This window comes from Sutcliffiella deserti, from assembly GCF_020037475.1.
Classification (GTDB): domain Bacteria; phylum Bacillota; class Bacilli; order Bacillales; family Bacillaceae_I; genus Sutcliffiella_A; species Sutcliffiella_A deserti.
This window is the reverse complement of the sequence record NZ_JAIQDB010000001.1, coordinates 373437-393785: the sequence shown is the minus strand read 5'-3', so window position 1 is coordinate 393785 and position 20349 is coordinate 373437. Positions and strand designations below refer to the sequence as shown.

The 20349-nt window shown below is 39.3% G+C and carries 16 protein-coding genes; 14 read left to right on the top strand and 2 right to left on the bottom strand.

Translation table 11 applies throughout. From position 1 onward, the window contains the following. Window positions 1-129: 129 nt before the first annotated feature. The 12 genes from lspA (at window position 130) to pyrE (ending at window position 13402) form a co-directional block, all read left to right on the top strand. A complete protein-coding gene (gene lspA / locus K9B36_RS01870; RefSeq protein WP_223700300.1) occupies window positions 130-597 on the top strand; it encodes a signal peptidase II in 468 nt (155 codons plus the stop codon). Then, window positions 597-1511 carry an RluA family pseudouridine synthase gene (locus K9B36_RS01865; protein ID WP_223700299.1) on the top strand — a complete coding sequence of 305 codons (915 nt, stop codon included), beginning with the start codon at window positions 597-599 and terminating at the stop codon, window positions 1509-1511. Before lspA ends, K9B36_RS01865 begins: the two co-directional genes overlap by 1 nt. Window positions 1512-1714: 203 nt before the next feature. After that, window positions 1715-2257, top strand: a complete 543-nt coding sequence (gene pyrR, locus K9B36_RS01860) for a bifunctional pyr operon transcriptional regulator/uracil phosphoribosyltransferase PyrR (protein WP_223700298.1) — start codon at window positions 1715-1717, stop codon at window positions 2255-2257. 148 nt (window positions 2258-2405) lie between these two features. Continuing rightward, window positions 2406-3728: a uracil-xanthine permease family protein gene (locus K9B36_RS01855; protein ID WP_223700297.1), complete on the top strand. Its 1323-nt coding sequence runs from the start codon at window positions 2406-2408 to the stop codon at window positions 3726-3728. A gap of 161 nt (window positions 3729-3889) precedes the next feature. Beyond that, window positions 3890-4816 carry an aspartate carbamoyltransferase catalytic subunit gene (locus K9B36_RS01850; RefSeq protein WP_223700296.1) on the top strand — a complete coding sequence of 309 codons (927 nt, stop codon included), beginning with the start codon at window positions 3890-3892 and terminating at the stop codon, window positions 4814-4816. Then, window positions 4782-6071: a dihydroorotase gene (locus K9B36_RS01845; protein ID WP_223700295.1), complete on the top strand. Its 1290-nt coding sequence runs from the start codon at window positions 4782-4784 to the stop codon at window positions 6069-6071. The genes K9B36_RS01850 and K9B36_RS01845 overlap by 35 nt, the downstream gene beginning before the upstream one ends. Continuing rightward, complete coding sequence (locus K9B36_RS01840) at window positions 6068-7171, top strand: carbamoyl phosphate synthase small subunit (RefSeq protein WP_223700294.1); 1104 nt, start codon at window positions 6068-6070, stop codon at window positions 7169-7171. The genes K9B36_RS01845 and K9B36_RS01840 overlap by 4 nt, the downstream gene beginning before the upstream one ends. Then, on the top strand, window positions 7156-10374 hold the full coding sequence (gene carB, locus K9B36_RS01835; protein ID WP_223700293.1) for a carbamoyl-phosphate synthase large subunit: 3219 nt from the start codon (window positions 7156-7158) through the stop codon (window positions 10372-10374). Before K9B36_RS01840 ends, carB begins: the two co-directional genes overlap by 16 nt. Beyond that, window positions 10371-11147 (top strand): dihydroorotate dehydrogenase electron transfer subunit, encoded by a 777-nt coding sequence (locus K9B36_RS01830; RefSeq protein WP_223700292.1) that lies wholly within the window; start codon window positions 10371-10373, stop codon window positions 11145-11147. Before carB ends, K9B36_RS01830 begins: the two co-directional genes overlap by 4 nt. Then, window positions 11144-12085 (top strand): dihydroorotate dehydrogenase, encoded by a 942-nt coding sequence (locus tag K9B36_RS01825; RefSeq protein WP_223700291.1) that lies wholly within the window; start codon window positions 11144-11146, stop codon window positions 12083-12085. Before K9B36_RS01830 ends, K9B36_RS01825 begins: the two co-directional genes overlap by 4 nt. Further along, complete coding sequence (gene pyrF, locus K9B36_RS01820; protein WP_223700290.1) at window positions 12057-12773, top strand: orotidine-5'-phosphate decarboxylase; 717 nt, start codon at window positions 12057-12059, stop codon at window positions 12771-12773. Before K9B36_RS01825 ends, pyrF begins: the two co-directional genes overlap by 29 nt. Beyond that, on the top strand, window positions 12770-13402 hold the full coding sequence (gene pyrE / locus K9B36_RS01815) for an orotate phosphoribosyltransferase (protein WP_223700289.1): 633 nt from the start codon (window positions 12770-12772) through the stop codon (window positions 13400-13402). The genes pyrF and pyrE overlap by 4 nt, the downstream gene beginning before the upstream one ends. Window positions 13403-13637: 235 nt before the next feature. On the opposite strand, the gene K9B36_RS01810 is transcribed toward pyrE, so the two are convergent. Together K9B36_RS01810 and K9B36_RS01805 are read right to left on the bottom strand one after the other, a co-directional pair. Further along, the gene (locus K9B36_RS01810) at window positions 13638-14375 is read right to left on the bottom strand and encodes a SurA N-terminal domain-containing protein (protein WP_223700288.1); all 738 of its coding nucleotides are present in this window, start codon (window positions 14373-14375) and stop codon (window positions 13638-13640) included. Between the two features lie 98 nt (window positions 14376-14473). Further along, window positions 14474-16183 carry an Rqc2 family fibronectin-binding protein gene (locus K9B36_RS01805; RefSeq protein WP_223700287.1) on the bottom strand — a complete coding sequence of 570 codons (1710 nt, stop codon included), beginning with the start codon at window positions 16181-16183 and terminating at the stop codon, window positions 14474-14476. 158 nt (window positions 16184-16341) lie between these two features. On the opposite strand from K9B36_RS01805, the gene K9B36_RS01800 reads away from it, so the two are divergent. Together K9B36_RS01800 and K9B36_RS01795 are read left to right on the top strand one after the other, a co-directional pair. After that, window positions 16342-19017, top strand: a complete 2676-nt coding sequence (locus K9B36_RS01800; RefSeq protein WP_223700286.1) for a calcium-translocating P-type ATPase, SERCA-type — start codon at window positions 16342-16344, stop codon at window positions 19015-19017. Between the two features lie 408 nt (window positions 19018-19425). Next, the gene (locus K9B36_RS01795) at window positions 19426-20301 is read left to right on the top strand and encodes a YicC/YloC family endoribonuclease (protein ID WP_223700975.1); all 876 of its coding nucleotides are present in this window, start codon (window positions 19426-19428) and stop codon (window positions 20299-20301) included. The last annotated feature ends 48 nt before the right edge of the window (window positions 20302-20349 follow it).

The window sequence follows — 20349 nt, the reverse complement described above, 5'->3', positions numbered from 1 at the left end:
GAAAGCCGTAAAACCTCCGAAAGGTAAATACACCTTTTAGGAAGGGAAGCGTAATTATACATGCTTTCTTTACCAATGCTTATTTGCTATAATTCAGAGGTACATAAACATGAGCTGGAGGTACTATTGGTGATTTATTATATACTTGCACTTTTCATCATTATAGTTGATCAATTAACAAAATGGTTGGTTGTAAAATATATGGAACTTGGAGAGAATATAACAATTATAGAGAACTTTTTGTATTTATCCTCTCATCGGAATAGAGGGGCGGCATGGGGCATTCTAGAAGGCCAAATGTATTTTTTCTATATTATTACGGTTGCAGTAGTAATAGGGTTAATTGTGTATATACAAAAATTGCCGAAAGACCAAAAATGGATGAAGCTGGCGCTCAGTCTGATGCTCGGCGGTGCAATTGGAAACTTCATCGACCGTTTGCTTCACCAGGAAGTAATAGATTTTATCAATACCTTTATATTTAGCTACGATTTTCCAATATTTAATGTAGCAGATTCCACATTAGTGATAGGTGTTGGTATTATTTTAGTTTTAACCTTACTAGAGGGTAAGAAAGAGAAGGAGCTATCAAACTAATGGAAGAAACCTTATTGTTCCACGTAAAGGAAGCACAAAAGAATGACCGTATTGACAAAGTGATCTCGACGGAAAATGAAGAATGGTCAAGATCTCAGGTTCAACAATGGATAAAAGATGGACACATTCTTGTTAACGGTGAAAAAACGAAACCAAATTATAAATGTAGTATCGGTGATGATATTACCGTAATTGTTCCAGAACCCGAAATTCTCGATGTGACTCCGGAAGAAATGAATTTAGACATCTATTATGAAGATGCAGATGTAATTGTCGTAAATAAACCTCGCGGAATGGTTGTTCACCCAGCAGTGGGTCATGGATCAGGTACACTTGTAAATGGACTAATGGCTCATTGTAAAGACCTTTCAGGCATAAACGGAGTATTACGGCCAGGTATTGTCCACCGAATTGACAAAGATACAAGTGGCTTGCTAATGGTTGCAAAAAATGACTTCGCTCATGAAAAGTTAGTAAACCAACTTGTAGCTAAATCTGTTACAAGAAAATATGAAGCGATTGTACATGGTGTAATCTCTCATGATGTAGGCACAGTTGATGCTCCAATTGGCAGGGATAAAAAAGATAGACAGGCAATGACGGTTACAGATGATAACAGCAGAAATGCCGTGACTCATTTCCGTGTGCTAGAACGATTTAAGGATTTTACTCATGTTGAATGTCAGCTGGAAACAGGAAGAACACATCAAATTCGCGTTCACATGAAATATATCGGTTATCCATTAGCAGGCGATCCTAAGTATGGACCGAAAAAATCGTTGGATATTGAAGGTCAGGCTCTACATGCAGGTGTTTTGGGCTTTGAGCATCCACGTACTGGAAAGTACCTTGAGTTCCAGGCACCAATACCAGCAGATTTCGAGCACATTCTTAAAATATTAAAAAGTCATTGACAGACTAATGTTATTTTGAGATAATCATTACAGTTGAATAAGACCTTTAAACGACAGTCCCGTGAGGCTGAGAAGGTACCGGATATACGAAATTGGATTAACATACATCCACCCATTTTCGTATCCTAAAACCTCTCATTATACGGTGAGAGGTTTTTTGTATGTATCGTTCAGACCTTAATAAGAGAATGGGGAGGCAAAGCATGTCAGAGAAAGCATTAATTTTAGATGAGCAAGCTATAAGAAGAGCCCTGACTCGTATCGCGCACGAAATTATTGAACGTAACAAAGGTGTAGAAGATTCGGTTTTAGTAGGAATCAAGACCAGAGGGATTCACCTTGCTAAACGATTAGCTGCCCGCATTAGTGAAATTGAAGAGAAAGAAATAGCAGTTGGCGAACTGGATATCACGCTCTATCGAGATGATCTTTCCACTAAGACTCAGGACAAAGAGCCCCTTGTTAAGGGATCAGACATTCCTGTTTCTATTACAAATAAAAAAGTGATTTTAGTTGATGATGTTCTTTTCACAGGAAGAACGGTCCGAGCAGGAATGGACGCTCTAATGGATTTCGGCAGGCCATCACAAATTCAGCTGGCAGTATTAGTAGACAGAGGGCACAGAGAGCTCCCTATACGAGCAGACTTTGTTGGTAAGAATATACCAACAGCAAGCTCCGAAAAAATTGTTGTCGAGCTTTCCGAAATTGATGAAAATGATCAAGTAAGTATACATGAAAAATAAATAAATGACCCTTTTAAGTGCAGTCCCGTGAGGCTTGCAAAGGGGTAAATAGGTTCTGATCCTCATCGGATTTTTATGGACCTCTCTACCTCTTTGTGCCCGCACAAAGAGTTTTTTTATTGGAAAAACAAATTTGGAGGTTACACCTATGAGAGAAAAACCAGTTTTAGATATACATGAAGTACCAAAAGCACCGAAATGGTTCATGCTTAGCATTCAGCATCTATTCGCCATGTTTGGAGCTACTATACTAGTACCTATGCTTGTTGGCTTAAGTCCGGCGGTTGCATTAGTATCAAGTGGTCTAGGAACCCTAGCGTACCTGCTTATTACTAAAGGACAAATACCAGCTTATCTTGGATCATCCTTTGCATTTATCATTCCCATCGTTTCAGCAACAGCAATAGGCGGACCAGGAGGAGCAATGGTGGGAAGCTTTTTGGCTGGTATTGTGTATGGAATTGTTGCACTGTTAATTAAGCAGCTCGGTCATCAATGGATCTTAAAGCTATTACCTCCAGTAGTAGTAGGACCAGTTATTATTGTCATTGGATTAGGCCTTGCAAGTGTAGCAGTCGATATGGCCATGTATGAAAATCCAGGAGCAGCACCTGCTGATCTGATTTATAGTCTTAAACACTTAATGGTGGCATTAACAACGCTGGCAATCACTGTAGGAGCAGCAATCTTCTTAAAGGGTATCTTTGGAATCATTCCGATCCTGCTTGGAATTGTGGGAGGATATACAACTGCATATTTTGCTGGTTTAGTAGACTTCACATCAGTAAAAGCTGCAGCATGGATTCAAGCACCTGACTTTCTTGTACCATTTTTCAGCTACACACCAAGCTTAAACTGGTCCATCATTGTAATCATGGTACCAATCGCGGTAGTAACGATCGCCGAGCATATTGGTGACCAGATGGTATTAAGTAAAATTGTTGGAAGAAATTTTGTAAAAAAACCAGGACTGCACCGATCAATTTTAGGTGATGGAGTAGCAACTATCTTAGCATCCCTTATCGGAGGACCACCAAATACGACATACGGAGAAAATATCGGTGTCATTGCAATCACTAGAGTATTCAGTGTGTTCGTAGTAGGGGGAGCAGCGGTACTCGCAATCGGCTTTGGATTTATCGGGAAAATTACAGCTCTTATCGGTACTATACCGAGTGCAGTAATGGGGGGAGTTTCGATCCTATTGTTCGGTATCATAGCATCAAGTGGTTTAAGAATGTTAATAGATAATAAGGTAGACTTAGGAAACAAAAGAAATTTAATTATCTCCTCCGTTATTGCTGTAGTTGGTGTAGGTGGGGCATTCATCCAAGTGAATGATGATCTACAAATAGCAGGAATGGCTTTAGCGGCAATTCTAGGAATCTTCTTAAACTTAGTATTACCAGGAAAAGAAACGAACAGCGAACAAGAAGATTTTTTCAAAAATGAAAATGATACCATTGCATAGTACCTTTTAAAAGAAGTCCAGAGAGGCTTAAAAGGGTGAACGGCACAAGCTTGATCATACAAGAAAGTTTATTGAAGGCTTTCTTGTATTCAAGTCCACCGATGACACCCTTTCTTAACGGAATGGGTGTTTTTTATAGAAAAAAGGGAGGATATCAATACATGAGGCATTTGCGGACGATGGATGATGTAACAGATAAAGAAATCTTTCAATTAATAGAGGAAGCGCTAGAGCTACAACAGGGTAAAAGTTGGAAGGCTACAGAACAGAAATTTGTTGCAAATCTTTTCTACGAATCTAGTACAAGAACAAAATGCAGCTTTGAAATGGCTGAAAGAAAACTTGGATTATCCGTTCTTCCATTTGAAGTAAGCACCTCAAGTGTCAATAAAGGAGAAAGTTTGTATGACACTGCTAGAACCTTAGAGGCACTTGGTGTGAAAGCCTTAGTTATTCGCCACCCTGAAGATGAATTTTTCTTACAACTAAGTTCTTTGAACCTCGCAATTATTAATGGTGGAGATGGCTGTGGAAACCATCCAACTCAATCACTCCTTGACTTGATGACAATTTATCAGGAATACGGGAAATTTGACGGGGTTCAGATTACGATTATTGGAGATATCCGTCATAGCAGAGTTGCTAGGTCCAATAGAGCAGTATTGACTCGTCTAGGAGCAACGGTTACCTTCGTCGCACCACCCGAATGGAGAGACTTTAGTTATGATGATGAAGCATATATCACCATGGACGAGGCGATAAATACGAGTGACGTTATAATGCTCCTTCGTATTCAACATGAAAGACATGAAGCAAAGAATAAGAGCATCGAACGTTATCACCAGCAATATGGGTTAACGATTGAAAGAGAAAAACAGATGAAAACGAACAGCATTATCATGCACCCTGCTCCAATTAACCGCGGAGTGGAAATAGCAACGGAATTAGTAGAATGCCAGCGTTCGCGAATTTTTAAGCAAATGGAAAACGGACTGTATATGAGAATGGCTGTTTTAAAAAGAGCTTTATCAAATCATGAAGGAGGAGTTTTTGATGACAACAGTACTGAAGAATGGAAAATGGCTTAATCTAAAAGGTGAATTAGAAAAGGTAGACATTCTGATAGAAGATAACCGTATCGCTAAAATCTCCTCTAATATACAAACATCAGGAACAGAAGAGATCATTAACTTAGAGAATAAGCTAATAGCCCCAGGGTTTATCGATGTTCATGTTCACTTAAGAGAACCCGGTGGGGAAAAGAAAGAAACAATTAGAACAGGCACATTGGCGGCAGCAAAAGGTGGATTCACTACAATATGCCCTATGCCCAATACAAGACCAACTCCAGACACAAAAGAACAGTTAGAATGGCTGCAAAAAAGAATAAAAGAAACAGCGCATGTAAGAGTGCTCCCATATGCTTGCATTACAACTAGGCAGCTTGGTGAAGAGATAACAAATTTCGCAGAATTAAAAAGAGCAGGGGCATTTGCCTTTACGGACGATGGTGTAGGAGTGCAGGATGCTTCCAAAATGCTTACAGCAATGAAACAAGCTGCTGAACTGAATATGGCGATTGTTGCACATTGCGAAGAAAACACACTAATCAATAAAGGTAGTGTACATGAAGGGAAATTTTCGAAAGAGCATGGATTAAATGGAATACCATCTGTTTGCGAATCCGTACACATTGCGAGAGACATTTTGTTAGCCGAGGCTGCAGGTTGTCATTACCATGTTTGTCATATCAGCACAAAAGAATCCGTAAGAGTGGTTCGAGATGCCAAAAGAGCCGGAATCAAAGTGACAGCTGAAGTAAGCCCCCACCATTTACTGTTATCTGAAGAAGATATACCAGGGCTAGATTCTAATTATAAAATGAACCCTCCTTTAAGAGGATTTGATGATAGAGCTGCTTTAATTGAAGGTCTTATGGATGGAACAATTGACTTTATAGCAACGGACCATGCTCCTCATACTGCTGAAGAAAAAGCAGAAGGAATGGAAGTGGCACCATTTGGAATAGTTGGGCTCGAAACAGCTTTCCCATTGCTTTATACACATTTTGTATTAGAAGGTAAGATGGCACTTTCTGACCTGATTGATTGGCTAACAGTAAAACCGGCAAATGTTTTTGATCTTCCTTATGGAGTGTTAAAAGAAGGTGCGATTGCAGACATTACCATTCTTGACTTAGAAGCTAGTGCAAGTATCGATCCGTCCACATTTTTATCCAAAGGCAGAAACACACCATTTACAGATTGGGAATGTAAGGGCTGGCCTGTAATGACAATGGTAGAAGGAAAACTAGTATGGCAGAAAGGTAGTGTTGAAGTATGAATCGGCAACTAATTTTAGAGGATGGTACTTTTTTTGTAGGAAAGGCTTTTGGAAGCACAAAGGATTCTATTGGTGAAGTAGTTTTTAATACGGGGATGACAGGATATCAAGAAATATTGTCTGATCCATCCTATTGCGGACAGTTAGTTACATTAACCTATCCACTAGTAGGAAATTATGGAATAAACAGAGATGATTTTGAATCCATACACCCTGCAATTAATGGCTTTATTGTTCGGGAGGTTAGTGACTTTCCATCTAATTTCAGAAACCAATGGTCACTTGATGAATTTTTTAAAGCGAAAGATATTCCTGGGATTTCAGGAATAGATACTCGTAAACTTACTCGTATTATCCGACAATATGGAACGTTAAAAGGAGCTTTCTGCAGTCTTGATGTAGATCGGGAAAGCATCATTCAACGCTTGAGAAATACGACACTTGCTACAAATCAAGTGTACCAGGTATCAACAAAAACAGCTTACCCAAGTCCGGGTAGAGGGTATCGTGTTGTGCTTGTGGATTTTGGAATGAAGCATGGCATTCTAAGGGAGCTAAATAAAAGAGGCTGTGATGTAGTGGTAGTACCATACAACGTAACAGCAGAAGAAATTATGCAGCTCAGTCCTGATGGAGTTATGTTATCGAACGGCCCTGGAGACCCAAAAGATGTACCCCAAGCAATAGTGATGATTCAGGAGCTCCTTGGAAAAGTTCCTGTTTTTGGAATATGCTTAGGTCATCAACTTTTTGCCCTTGCATGTGGTGCAGATACAGAAAAAATGAAATTTGGACACAGAGGTTCCAATCATCCAGTTAAGGACATAACAACTGGTAAAATAGCAATAACTTCTCAAAATCACGGCTACACCGTGACAGAGCAATCGATTGATGGAACCAGATTAGAAATAACGCATCTGGCCCTTAATGATGGCACAGTGGAAGGTGTCAAACATAAGGATTATCCAGCATTCACTGTCCAATACCACCCTGAAGCAAGTCCTGGGCCAGAGGATGCAAATTATTTGTTTGATCAGTTTATGAATTTAATCACTGAAGATACAAAGAAGAAGGGGGAAGCAGTATGCCAAAACGTCTAGACATTCAATCCATCTTAGTTATTGGTTCAGGTCCCATTGTTATCGGGCAAGCAGCAGAATTCGATTATGCCGGCACACAAGCTTGTATTGCATTAAGAGAAGAAGGATACCGAGTGATATTGGTAAACTCTAATCCAGCTACAATTATGACGGATCAAGAAATGGCGGATAAAGTGTACATGGAGCCTCTAACCGTTGAGTTTGTTAGTAGAATAATTCGCAAAGAACGGCCTGACGCGATTCTTCCGACACTCGGAGGGCAAACTGGATTAAATTTAGCAGTAGAATTAGCTGAAGCTGGAGTTCTAGAAGAATGTAATGTTCAAATACTTGGAACGAAGCTTTCTGCGATCCAAAAAGCAGAGGACCGGGATCTTTTTCGGACACTGATGAATGAATTAAATGAACCTGTCCCACAAAGTGATATTATCCATAATCTTGATGAAGCATATCAATTTATCGAAAAAGTCGGGTACCCTGTCATCGTCCGTCCTGCCTACACGCTTGGAGGAACTGGTGGTGGAATTTGTTCAGACAAGGAAGAGTTGGATGAAATAGTAGCTAGTGGATTAAAAAATAGTCCCGTAACTCAATGTTTGTTAGAAAAAAGTATCGCAGGATTTAAGGAAATTGAGTATGAAGTGATGCGCGATAGCAATGATAATGCCATTGTCGTATGTAATATGGAGAATATTGACCCTGTAGGAGTTCATACCGGTGATTCGATTGTTGTTGCTCCAAGCCAAACACTCAGCGATAGAGAATACCAGCTCTTACGGAATGTATCCCTGAAAATAATTCGCGCGCTAGAAATTGAAGGTGGATGTAACGTTCAGCTCGCACTTGATCCTTATAGCTTTAACTACTATATTATTGAAGTGAATCCTAGGGTAAGTCGTTCCTCAGCACTTGCTTCAAAAGCAACAGGATATCCTATTGCTAAGCTTGCAGCTAAAATAGCCGTTGGATTGACCCTCGACGAAATGATGAATCCTGTAACAGGGAAAACTTATGCATGCTTTGAGCCGTCATTAGATTATATTGTGACAAAAATACCTCGATTCCCTTTTGATAAATTTGAAAGTGCTAACCGTCGTTTAGGGACGCAGATGAAAGCAACAGGAGAAGTCATGGCAATAGGCCGTACATTCGAAGAATCCTTGTTAAAAGCGGTTCGTTCTCTAGAATCCAACATCTATCATCTGGAGCTAGCAAATAGTAACGAGTTTACAGACGAATTGGTGGAAAAGCGAATACGAAAAGCAGGAGATGAACGGTTATTCTATATCGCAGAAGCGCTCCGAAGAGGTGTAAGCATCCAAAAGATTAATGAATGGTGTGAAATTGATCTGTTTTTCCTGAAAAAGCTACAAAATATCCTGGATATGGAAGAGGTCTTAAGCGATAATGTGGAATGCTTGTCGATCCTCTTTGAAGCAAAACAAATGGGTTTTAGTGATTTGACGATTGCCAAGCTATGGAATACTACTGAACGTGCGATCTATGATTTACGAGTGAGGGAAGATCTTACTCCGGTTTTTAAAATGGTAGATACTTGTGCAGCGGAATTCGAGTCAGGAACTCCCTACTTCTATGGAACCTATGAAGAAGAGAATGAATCGATTGTTACAGATAAAGAAAGTATTGTCGTGCTGGGTTCAGGTCCCATCCGAATAGGTCAGGGAATCGAGTTTGACTATGCGACGGTTCATTCCGTTTGGGCGATTAAAGAAGCGGGCTATGAAGCAATCATTATTAATAACAATCCTGAAACTGTTTCAACAGACTTCAGTATTTCCGACAAACTTTACTTTGAGCCTTTAACGATAGAAGACGTGATGAATGTTATCAACCTCGAAAAACCAAAAGGTGTTGTAGTTCAATTTGGAGGCCAAACGGCTATAAATCTCGCTGCAGAACTAGAAGCACGTGGGGTGAAAATTCTCGGAACGACATTAGAGGATATAGATCGAGCTGAAAATCGTAATAAGTTCGAAAAAACTCTATCAAGATTGGGTATTCCCCAGCCAAAAGGAAAAACAGCTACCTCTATTGATGAGGCGATCCTGATTGCTGAAAGCATCGGATATCCGGTACTTGTTAGACCCTCCTATGTACTCGGTGGACGTGCGATGGAGATTGTCTATAGAACGCAGGAACTATTGCATTATATGAAAAATGCGGTAAAAATTAACCCAGAACATCCAGTGTTAATTGATAAATATATGATAGGTAAAGAGATTGAAGTAGATGCAATTTCAGATGGAAAAGATGTATTCATCCCAGGCATCATGGAGCATATCGAGCGAGCTGGAGTACATTCAGGGGATTCCATTGCCGTCTATCCTCCTCAAACATTGAGTACGGAAATTAAAAACCAGATAATAGATTATACGATAAAACTGGCAAAAGGATTAAACATTGTAGGACTATTAAACATCCAGTTCGTCATCTACAAAGATGAAGTTTATGTGATTGAAGTTAATCCAAGATCAAGTCGAACCGTTCCATTTTTAAGTAAAATTACTTATGTACCAATGGCAAAGGTTGCAACAAAAATCATTCTAGGACAATCATTGACTGAGCAAGGATATCAAACTGGATTACAGCCAGAAACAAAAGGTGTCTTTGTGAAGGTTCCTGTCTTCTCCTTTGCGAAATTACGAAACGTTGATATCACACTAGGTCCTGAAATGAAGTCAACGGGAGAAGTAATGGGCAAAGATATTACATTGGAAAAGGCATTATATAAAGGGTTAGTAGCTTCAGGTTTTTCCATTAAAACCTACGGATCGGTATTGTTTACCATTGCAGATAAAGACAAAGAAGAAGCGCTTATGATTGCGAAAAGATTCCACCGTATTGGGTATAAGTTATTGGCTACAGAAGGGACAGCGAATTTCTTCGCCGAAGAGAATATACCGGTTACCATTGTTAATAAAATCGGTGCTGAATCACCTAACTTGATTGATGTTATCCGCAAAGGAGAGGCACAGTTTGTCATTAATACGTTAACCAAAGGGAAACAGCCTGCTCGTGATGGATTTAGAATTCGTAGAGAAAGTGTTGAAAATGGTATTCCTTGCTTAACCTCTCTTGACACTGCACTAGCTATATTAAGAGTCCTAGAATCGATGACATTTTCGATTGAATCAATGGAAGGATTAGAAATCCAGGAAGCTGAGGCGGTGTTCAGTTCATGAAAAAAGCATGGATGAAGGTGGTTTCTCAAAAAATTCTCACACGAAATATCTTTGAATTGACCCTAGAAGGAGAACTCGTAGGTATAATGAGTTCTCCGGGTCAATTCGTGCATATACGTGTTGGAGAAGGGCTTGACCCTCTGCTCCGCAGACCGATAAGTATCGCAGCAATCGATAAGGCTAGAAATCAGTGCAAACTAACCTACCGGGCAGAAGGTAAAGGTACTACCCTGCTTGCAAAAAAGCAAGAGGGTGAAATGATTGATATTTTAGGTCCCTTAGGTAACGGCTTTCCACTTCATGAACTTCAAAGAGGAGACACAGCATTAATAGTTGGCGGAGGCATTGGCATTCCACCTCTATTAGAGCTAACAAAGCAATTGCATCAAAAAGGGGTTCAAACAAAACATGTGTTAGGCTTTCAATCTATCGATGACGTTTTTTACAAAAATGAATTTGCCTATTATGGCGATACGTATATTGCCACAGTTGATGGTTCATATGGAACAAAAGGCTATGTAACAAATGTATTGGATGAACTGCAGCCATCTTTTCATACACTCTTTTCCTGTGGACCAACCCCAATGCTTAAAGCAGTAGAAGATCTTTATCCTAATGACAATGTCTATTTATCCTTGGAAGAACGAATGGGCTGTGGAATTGGTGCCTGTTTTGCATGTGTGTGTCATTTACAAGAGGACCCTGATGGCTATTCTTATAAAAAGGTTTGTACAGATGGCCCAGTTTTCCGAGCTAAGGAGGTAGTACTATGACGAGTTTGAATATGACTCTTCCTGGACTTGATTTGAAGAATCCTATTATGCCAGCATCCGGCTGCTTTGGCTTTGGCAGGGAGTATAGCAAGTTTTATGATTTAAGTGTTCTTGGAGCAATTATGATAAAGGCGACCACACAGGAAGCGAGATTCGGGAACCCGACGCCGCGAGTAGCAGAAACATCTGCTGGGATGTTAAACGCGATCGGTTTGCAGAATCCAGGACTAGCTAAGGTAATAGATGAAGAGCTTCCTTTTTTGTCAAACTATGATGTTCCAATTATTGCTAACGTAGCAGGTTCAAAGCTAGAAGATTATGTGGAAGTAGCGAAAGAAATCTCCAAATCTCCAAATGTAAAAGCCCTTGAACTGAATATCTCCTGTCCCAATGTGAAAACCGGTGGCATCGCCTTTGGAACAGATCCAGCAGTTGCTTATGAGGTGACAAAGGCTGTAAAAAATGTTTCAGAGGTGCCTGTGTATGTGAAGCTTTCTCCTAATGTGACCAATATTGTAGACATTGCTTTAAGCATTGAAAAAGCTGGTGCCGATGGATTAACCATGATCAATACGCTTCTTGGTATGAGAATTGACTTAAAGACGGGACGACCTATTCTCGCAAATGGATCTGGTGGACTTTCAGGTCCTGCGATAAAACCAGTTGCAATTAGAATGGTTTATGAAGTAAGTCAAAAGGTGAATATTCCGATCATCGGGATGGGTGGCGTTCAATCAGCTGAGGATGTACTTGAGTTTTATTTTGCAGGAGCAAGTGCAGTTGCAGTTGGAACTGCGAATTTTGTAGATCCCTTTATCTGTCCGACCATTATCGATGCATTACCTCAAAAGCTTCAAGATTTAGGTTTTGAGCATATCTCTGAATGTATTGGAAGGAGCTGGAATCAACATGCAAAAATCGCTTATAGTCGCCCTTGATTTTCAAAACAAAGAAGAGGTTTTGGCTTTTTTAAGAAATTTTCAAGAGGAACAACTTTATGTAAAAGTCGGAATGGAACTATTCTACTCGGAAGGTCCAGATATTATTAAACTATTAAAAGATCAAGGACATGATATCTTCCTAGATTTAAAACTTCATGATATTCCGCATACTGTCTACAGTGCAATGAAGGTACTTGCAAAGCTCGGGGTAAATATGACAAATGTCCATGCAGCAGGTGGTCGGGAAATGATGAGGGCCGCATTAGAAGGGATTAGAGAGGGATCTATTACAGGGGATTCCCCGGCACTTATCGCTGTGACACAGTTAACCAGCATGTCGGAAGAACAGATGCAACAGGATCTTTTAATATACCGTAATTTAAATGATGTGGTGTTACACTATGCTAGAAATGCATATGAAATGGGTTTGGCCGGAGTGGTTTGTTCATCTTTGGAAGCACCTTTATTAAAAAGAGAACTAGGTGCAACATTTAAAAAAGTAACACCAGGTATTCGATTGAAAGAAGATGAGAAGGCAGACCAGAGTAGAATTGTGACTCCAAGAGAAGCTTTTGAGCTAGGTGCAACAGAAATTGTTGTAGGGAGAAGTATTACTAGATCAGCGGATCCAGTGCTAGCATATCAAACAATTTTACAACAATGGCAAGGAGTGGAGAGAGCATGAATACAACCTTAGCAGAAGATCTTTTAAGAATTAAAGCGGTATTTTTTCAGCCAAATGAACCCTTCACATGGTCATCAGGAATAAAATCCCCGATATATTGTGATAATCGCTTAACCATTTCCTACCCTGACATAAGAAATAATATTGCACATTCCCTTGCTGAGCTTATAGAAGAAAAGTATCCACAAGCAGAAATGATTGCCGGCACAGCAACAGCAGGCATTCCACATGGTTCATTAGTAAGTGATAGGCTAAATCTCCCAATGTGTTATGTAAGAAGCAAGCCTAAAGGTCACGGAAAAGGAAAACAGATTGAAGGAGTGGTGCAGGAGGGGCAAAAGGTTGTAGTGGTGGAAGACTTAATATCAACTGGAGGAAGTTCTCTAAACGCAGTGAAAGCGCTCCGTGAGGTTGGGTGTGAAGTTTTAGGAGTAGTTGCGATTTTCACCTATGGTCTTGAGGTAGCAAAAAGCAACCTAAAAAGTCAAGCTATAGAGGCAGATGCGATTTGCGACTACCAAACACTTATGGATGTTGCCATTGAAAAAGGCTATCTTGCCCAAAAGGATCGTTCCAAGCTTTCAAAATGGGCCCAAGACCCAACAAATGAAGCATGGATGAACTTATAGACATTAAAATACTTATATTAAAAAGGCTCTGTTAAACGCCGCTGTTGATTTCCGCAAAAGGCTACGCGTTCCACGGGGCGGTGCTAGAGCCTCCTCGCAAGTCTACCGCGGCCGGACGTGGAGTCTCCGCCTTTTGCTCCAATCATCGCTGGTAAAGTACTATTATCAACACTCATCTTTAACAGAGCATTAAAAAAGAGCACCTTTTCCTAAGAAAGTGTGCTCTTAACTTTTATTAAATTAAAGTTTCAATTTCACTGTTTTCTCTTAACTCTTGTACTAAAGCTTGTAATTGCTGTTGAATTGCTTGGTCTTCTAGTTGAGTTCTGATTTGCTCTTCTACATCAGCAAATTCTGGGAAAGCGGCTTGCTCTTCTTCAGCTTGCTCCTGTTCTTCACTTTGCGCTTTTGCTTGGTCATAATATTCTCTTACTTGCTCATCTGTAACTTCAGCAGTAGTTACTTCTTCTTCCATATATTTCTGTAATGCAAGTTCTTGAGCAATTTGTTTTTTGAAGGTCTCTAACGTAAGTGTACTGCTTTCAAGTGCTTCTTCAAACTGTTCCTCGCTCTCGAAACCTTCTTTTACTTCTGCTAAATATTCCTCAATTTCTTCATCGGAGGCTTCGTAGCCTTTGTTTGTAACTTCTTGTGAAAGCAATTCTTGATCAATTAAAGAATTTAATGTTTGTTCTTTAATCGTTTCAGGATCAGCTTGTTGTCCATATTGCATCATCATCATCTGAGTCTGCTGGGCCATTGAATTATAATCCTGACCTTTAATTTCTTCCCCATTAACTTTTACAACAACTTCGTCTGGGTCTACTTCTTCCACTCCCGTTTGTTCGTTTGGCTGTTCTTCGTTTGGTACTTCTTCTTCAGCCGCATTATTGTTATTATTATTTCCTCCGCACGCTGCCAATATAAGACTTGACATTAATACCATTAAGAATATTGTGAGCTTTTTTTTCATGTTGAAACCTCCATTAGTATACATTGAAAACTATTTTTCCATTTAAACATGTATTTTATAAGGATGCAAATAATATCCTTTATAATTCTGTGATTAGCTTAGCCTTTTAGCGAAATAATCATTTCTTCATCAGGTGTAACATAAACAGTTTGCTGCTGATCATAAATAACAAATCCCGGTTTGGACCCAGAAGGTTTCTTCACATTACGAACTTTGGTGAAATCCACTGGAACAGAACCTGAATGACGAGCCTTACTGAAATACGCGGCAAGTGTTGCGGCTTCTAGTATGGTCTTTTCTGATGGTTCTGAGGTGCGTATTACCACATGGGACCCCGGGATATCCTTTGTATGCAACCAAACATCATCTCTTCTTGCAATTTTATTAGTTAAATGATCATTTTGCTTATTATTTTTACCGACCAATATTTCTGTGCCGTCAGAAGACTTATAAATGTCCAATACCGGTTTTTGTGGCTTTACTTTCTTCTGGTTTCTCTTTTGCTTTAGCTTAATATATCCTTCTTCTGCAAGTTCTTCTCGTATCTCCCGGATATCTTTAGGAGAAGCAGTTTCCACCTGCTGCAGAAGAATACTGAAATAGTCAATTTCGGCTTCCGCTTTTGTAATTTGGGCCTCTACAACCTCTAATGAATTTTTGGCTTTTTGATATTTTTGGAAATAGCGTTGTGCATTACTTGATGGACCGCGCTGTGGATCAAGCGGAATGACAATATTATCTGATTCTTCACTATAGTAATTGAGCACCTCTACTCTAGAATCTCCTCTGGAAATTTGATAGAGGTTAGCTGTTAATAATTCACCATATAGTTGATATTTTTCTGCTTCTTTTGCATCAACCAATGTTTTTTTTAGCTTAACAATCTTCTTTTTGTTTTTTTCTATTTCATTTAAGATGAAACGTTCCAAGTCATTTGCCTGCTGCTTAACCCGGTCTCTTGAAGCTTTTCCGAAATAAAAGCGATCAAGCAGCTCACTTAAAGTAGCGAAGGTTTTTCTATCACCTTTAATATGATCCAAGGGAAGAATATAAAATATTTCTTTGCTGTCAGTTGAAATTAATTGTGGCTCTACTTGGTATTCTTTTACTTTTTCCACCATATCAATAAAGCTTTTCGGCAGCGTCTGACGATTTGCAAGTCCTGCCCTGTGCACTGCTTCTTTAGCAAAAAGAGGTGAGATACCAGCAAAAATATTCACTAATTGCTTATCAAGCTTTCCGCCTATAAAATCAATTTTTCTTTGTACAGTTTCTTCTGTCGCTTCAAACGGATGATACTTATTCTGTTCTGGAGGCAGCACATACTCTTGACCAGGAGATAAGCTTCGATGCCTGTTTTGGGACATAGGAACATGCTTGATGCTATCTAAAATCATCTTTCTTTCATTATCAACAAAAATAATATTCGAATGCCGTCCCATAATTTCCACTATTAATTGCTTGTAAGATATATCTCCAATTTCGTTTCGTGCCTTTACATCGAAAATAATTATTCGGTCCATTGCGACTTGATGAATATTTGTAATGATACTACCTTCTAGATGCTTACGCAGAAGCATACAAAACATCGGTGGTTCGGAAGGATTATCATAGGATTCCTCTGTTAAATGCATTCTCGCGTAACTAGGATGTGCAGATATAAGCAGCTTATGATTACTCCCACCCGACCGGATTGTCATGACCAATTCATTTTTATATGGCTGATAGATTTTCGCTATCCGACCATTTTCCAATTTTTCACGCAATTCACCTACCATTGCATAAGTAAAAAAACCATCAAATGACATCTATATTACTCCCTTTCTAAACTGCCAGATCTAATGCGTTTGCCAAAGTATGTATTCTAATAACAAGACCCTAACTTTTAAAAGTATATCATTTTTTTGGACGAGTCTGAATAAGCTTTGTTAGATAGATTTTGTGTAAAGGTTGTGAGGTGAAACAGATGAAGTGGTATGAGATGCGAACAGAAGAAGTAGAAGAAAAAATTAATGCGGATTTAAAAATCGGATTAAGCGAATCAGAAGCAGAAAATCGTCTGTTGCAGTTTGGGGCAAATGAACTTCAAGAGGCGGAGCGGCCAAATGCCTTTTTAGTATTTCTTGAACAATTTAAAGATTTCATGGTAGTGGTGCTCTTGGCAGCAACGTTAATTTCAGGGCTGTTAGGAGAGTATATTGATGCAATTGCGATCATTGCAATTGTCATTATAAATGGGATATTGGGATTTTTTCAAGAGCGTAAAGCAGAGCGTTCCTTACAAGCACTTAAAGAACTTTCTGCTCCACAAGTGACTGTATTAAGAGAAAATGAATGGAGAAAAATTGCCTCACGTGAAATTGTCGTTGGAGATGTGGTGAAATTCACGAGTGGGGACAGGATTGGCGCCGATTTAAGAATAGTTCAGTCAAGTTCATTAGAAATAGAAGAGTCTGCATTAACAGGGGAGTCAGTTCCGGTTGTCAAAAAGAACACGCCCGTCCTTGGAGGAGACCTATCTATTGGTGACCAAGAAAATATGGCATTTATGGGTACGCTTGTTACAAGAGGAACTGGTGTAGGTGTTGTAGTGGCAACAGGTATGAACACTGCGATGGGGCAAATAGCTGACCTTCTTCAATCAGCTGAAGCAACCATAACCCCTTTGCAACGGAAGTTAGAACAATTAGGGAAGATACTCATTGTTGTGGCATTGTTTTTAACCCTTCTTGTCGTTATTTTAGGTATCATCCAAGGTCATGAAGTTTATGATATGTTTTTGGCTGGTGTTTCCTTGGCGGTGGCCGCAATTCCAGAGGGCTTGCCTGCAATTGTAACGGTGGCTTTGTCGCTAGGTGTGCAGCGTATGATAAAACAAAAATCAATCGTTAGAAAACTTCCTGCTGTGGAAACATTAGGTTGTGCTTCTGTTATATGTTCGGACAAAACTGGAACACTTACACAAAATAAAATGACGGTAACTCAAGTGTGGTCAGGCGGGCAAACTTGGGCTGTTACTGGAAATGGTTATGAGCCCAAAGGTGAATTTATTTCTGCCGATTCCAAGGGTCCTACTAAGAGCAAGTCCCTTCAGCAGCTTCTAACCTTTGGGTTGCTTTGTAATCATGCAAGCATAATCAAGAAAAATAACCAATATATACTTGACGGTGACCCGACAGAGGGGGCACTAGCTGTTGCTGCATTAAAAGCAGGGTATGCAAGGGAAACGCTTTTAGATGAATTTTCCATTGTAAAAGAATATCCATTTGATTCGGAACGGAAAATGATGAGTATTGTTGTTAAGGATAAGCAAGAAAAGTTATTCTTAATTACAAAAGGGGCGCCAGATGTAATTAGCAATGTAAGTGAGTCCATCCTATGGGAAGGTCGAAAACAAATATTTACAGATAAGTACGTTACTATTGTAAAAGATACGGTTCATGGTTTAGCGGCTCTTGCACTTAGGAACATAGCCGTTGCCTTTAAGCCATTACCCAATTTCCATCAGAACATGACAGAAAAAGAAGTAGAAAAAGACCTTACATTCATTGGTATCCAAGGCATGATTGATCCTCCTAGACCAGAAGTAAAACAAGCTGTAAAAGAATGCAAAGAAGCAGGCATTAAAACGATAATGATCACAGGTGACCATATAATCACAGCAAAAGCAATCGCTACAGAAATAGGTATCCTTCCAATGGGTGGAAAAGTAATGGAAGGAAAAACACTTCAAAAGATGTCTCAGAATGAACTTGAAGAAATGGTGGATGATATCTATGTATTTGCACGAGTTTCTCCGCAACATAAACTATCCATTGTAAAAGCTCTACAAAAGAAAGGCCATATCGTTGCAATGACTGGGGATGGAGTAAATGATGCTCCGGCCATCAAAGCTTCTGATATTGGTATATCGATGGGGATCACAGGAACAGATGTCGCAAAGGAAGCCTCTTCACTTGTACTATTGGATGATAACTTTGCCACCATCAAATCTGCTATAAAAGAAGGAAGAAATATATACGAAAATATCCGAAAATTCATCCGATATTTGCTTGCATCCAACGTCGGAGAGATTCTTGTTATGCTATTTGCAATGTTACTTGCATTACCTCTGCCACTTGTACCAATCCAAATTTTATGGGTAAACCTTGTGACAGATGGACTTCCAGCAATGGCGCTAGGACTTGACCAAGCAGAAGGGGACGTGATGAAACGAAAGCCGAGGCATCCTAGAGAAGGAGTGTTTGCAAGAGGACTATGGTGGAAAATTATAAGCAGAGGGTTTATGATCGGACTTGTTACCCTTATTGCCTTCATCATTGTCTATAAACAGCACCCGGATAACCTTATTTACGCTCAAACCGTGGCATTTGCTACATTAGTAATGGCACAACTCATCCATGTATTTGATTGTAGAAGTGAGCGCTCGGTATACCATCGTAATCCTTTTCAGAACCTGTACCTTGTTTTCGCTGTAATCTCAAGTATACTTTTAATGCTTGTTGTTATCTATTATCCGCCACTGCAAGGAATTTTCCACACGGTGGCACTTGATCCGCAAGAATGGTTATTGATATTAGGATTAGCCTCTCTTCCAACTTTTTTACTTGTGGGAACTCTTTTTACAAGAAAAGCAAAATAGAATATGTTATAATTAGTTAAGGTAGTAGAGGCTTCTCTATTACCTTTTTAATGGTTTTGGATGACTCAGTCCAGTTTGTACGTCTAAGCGGAGCCTTGCGCTTTTGTTCTTGTTTTCAACATTTCATGAAATAACTTCTTTTAAAAATGCTTAAACAGTGCTAATATAGTGTTTGCTTAAGCTAAAACAAGCCCGCTTACTAAGCTCTTTTTTATTTTAAAAAGGCTATTTTCGCATTGATTGTTACCTTTACGAAGAGGGTACCATCCGTTACAATCGTTGCTGTCGTGCTCTTTTCCTGTTAAAAAATTTCACTTAATCTTGAGTGAATCTACGGGCCTATAGCAACAATTTTAAAGAGCCTTGGAAAAAGAGTCTTTCTATACTTAGAGAACGGACGTGAGGATGATGGTGAAGAGCATGACAGGCTTTGGTAGATCAGAAAAGAACACAGACTCATACCGGATTGTGGTAGAAATGAAGTCTGTTAATCATCGTTTTTGTGAAATCAATATTAGAATGCCTAAGCTATTGCTTTCTCTAGAGGATAAAATTAAAAAGTTGGTTAGTATACACCTTCAGCGGGGGAGAATAGAAGTCTTCCTTACAATAGATGGACATGGTTTGTCCAAAAAAGAAGTAAAAGTAGATTGGGAACTGCTGAACGAATACATACAATCTTTACAAAGGGTGAAGGATCGGTTTCAAATTTCTAGTTCTTTTCAAATAAATGATATACTTCAGTTAGAGAATGTTTTAACTGTAACAGAAGAAGAAAATATCCAAAATGATTTAGAAGAACAATTATTGGAAAATGTACATATTGCACTAAAACAGCTTGTCTCGATGCGTTCTGCAGAAGGGGAGCAACTCCAAATAGACATTATGGATAATATTACTCATATAGAACGAATTGCAGTGGAGCTGAATCAATATGCTCCCATTGTCGTAGACGCTTACCGATTACGACTGGAAAAGAAAATTAAAGAGTATGTCAGTACAGTTATTGACGAACAGAGGCTGATTACAGAAGCAGCAATCTTTGCAGATAAGGCCGACATCAATGAAGAGTTAAAAAGAATTCATAGTCATGTTGTCCAATTCACTCAAACGCTACAAGCCGATGGAGCGGTCGGAAGAAAGCTGGATTTTCTTGTACAAGAATTGAACCGTGAAGTAAACACGATTGGTTCAAAGGCGAATGATGCTAGGATTGCTAATTATGTAGTAGAAATGAAAGCGTGCTTAGAGAAAATCAAAGAGCAAGTGCAAAACATTGAGTGATCATTGATTACTAACCCTATATCAGGGTTAGAATAGAGTTTGTAACTA

Excerpts from the sequence above, each read along its gene's own strand:
- K9B36_RS01825 (WP_223700291.1), top strand. The coding sequence starts at position 11,144 with ATGACGAGTTTGAATATGACTCTTCCTGGACTTGATTTGAAGAATCCT.
- K9B36_RS01830 (WP_223700292.1), top strand. The coding sequence starts at position 10,371 with ATGAAAAAAGCATGGATGAAGGTGGTTTCTCAAAAAATTCTCACACGA.
- K9B36_RS01800 (WP_223700286.1), top strand. The coding sequence starts at position 16,342 with ATGAAGTGGTATGAGATGCGAACAGAAGAAGTAGAAGAAAAAATTAAT.
- K9B36_RS01805 (WP_223700287.1), bottom strand. The coding sequence starts at position 16,183 with ATGTCATTTGATGGTTTTTTTACTTATGCAATGGTAGGTGAATTGCGT.
- pyrE (WP_223700289.1), top strand. The coding sequence starts at position 12,770 with ATGAATACAACCTTAGCAGAAGATCTTTTAAGAATTAAAGCGGTATTT.
- carB (WP_223700293.1), top strand. The coding sequence starts at position 7,156 with ATGCCAAAACGTCTAGACATTCAATCCATCTTAGTTATTGGTTCAGGT.
- K9B36_RS01845 (WP_223700295.1), top strand. The coding sequence starts at position 4,782 with ATGACAACAGTACTGAAGAATGGAAAATGGCTTAATCTAAAAGGTGAA.
- K9B36_RS01795 (WP_223700975.1), top strand. The coding sequence starts at position 19,426 with ATGGTGAAGAGCATGACAGGCTTTGGTAGATCAGAAAAGAACACAGAC.
- K9B36_RS01850 (WP_223700296.1), top strand. The coding sequence starts at position 3,890 with ATGAGGCATTTGCGGACGATGGATGATGTAACAGATAAAGAAATCTTT.
- K9B36_RS01865 (WP_223700299.1), top strand. The coding sequence starts at position 597 with ATGGAAGAAACCTTATTGTTCCACGTAAAGGAAGCACAAAAGAATGAC.
- pyrF (WP_223700290.1), top strand. The coding sequence starts at position 12,057 with ATGCAAAAATCGCTTATAGTCGCCCTTGATTTTCAAAACAAAGAAGAG.
- K9B36_RS01810 (WP_223700288.1), bottom strand. The coding sequence starts at position 14,375 with ATGAAAAAAAAGCTCACAATATTCTTAATGGTATTAATGTCAAGTCTT.
- K9B36_RS01840 (WP_223700294.1), top strand. The coding sequence starts at position 6,068 with ATGAATCGGCAACTAATTTTAGAGGATGGTACTTTTTTTGTAGGAAAG.
- K9B36_RS01855 (WP_223700297.1), top strand. The coding sequence starts at position 2,406 with ATGAGAGAAAAACCAGTTTTAGATATACATGAAGTACCAAAAGCACCG.
- pyrR (WP_223700298.1), top strand. The coding sequence starts at position 1,715 with ATGTCAGAGAAAGCATTAATTTTAGATGAGCAAGCTATAAGAAGAGCC.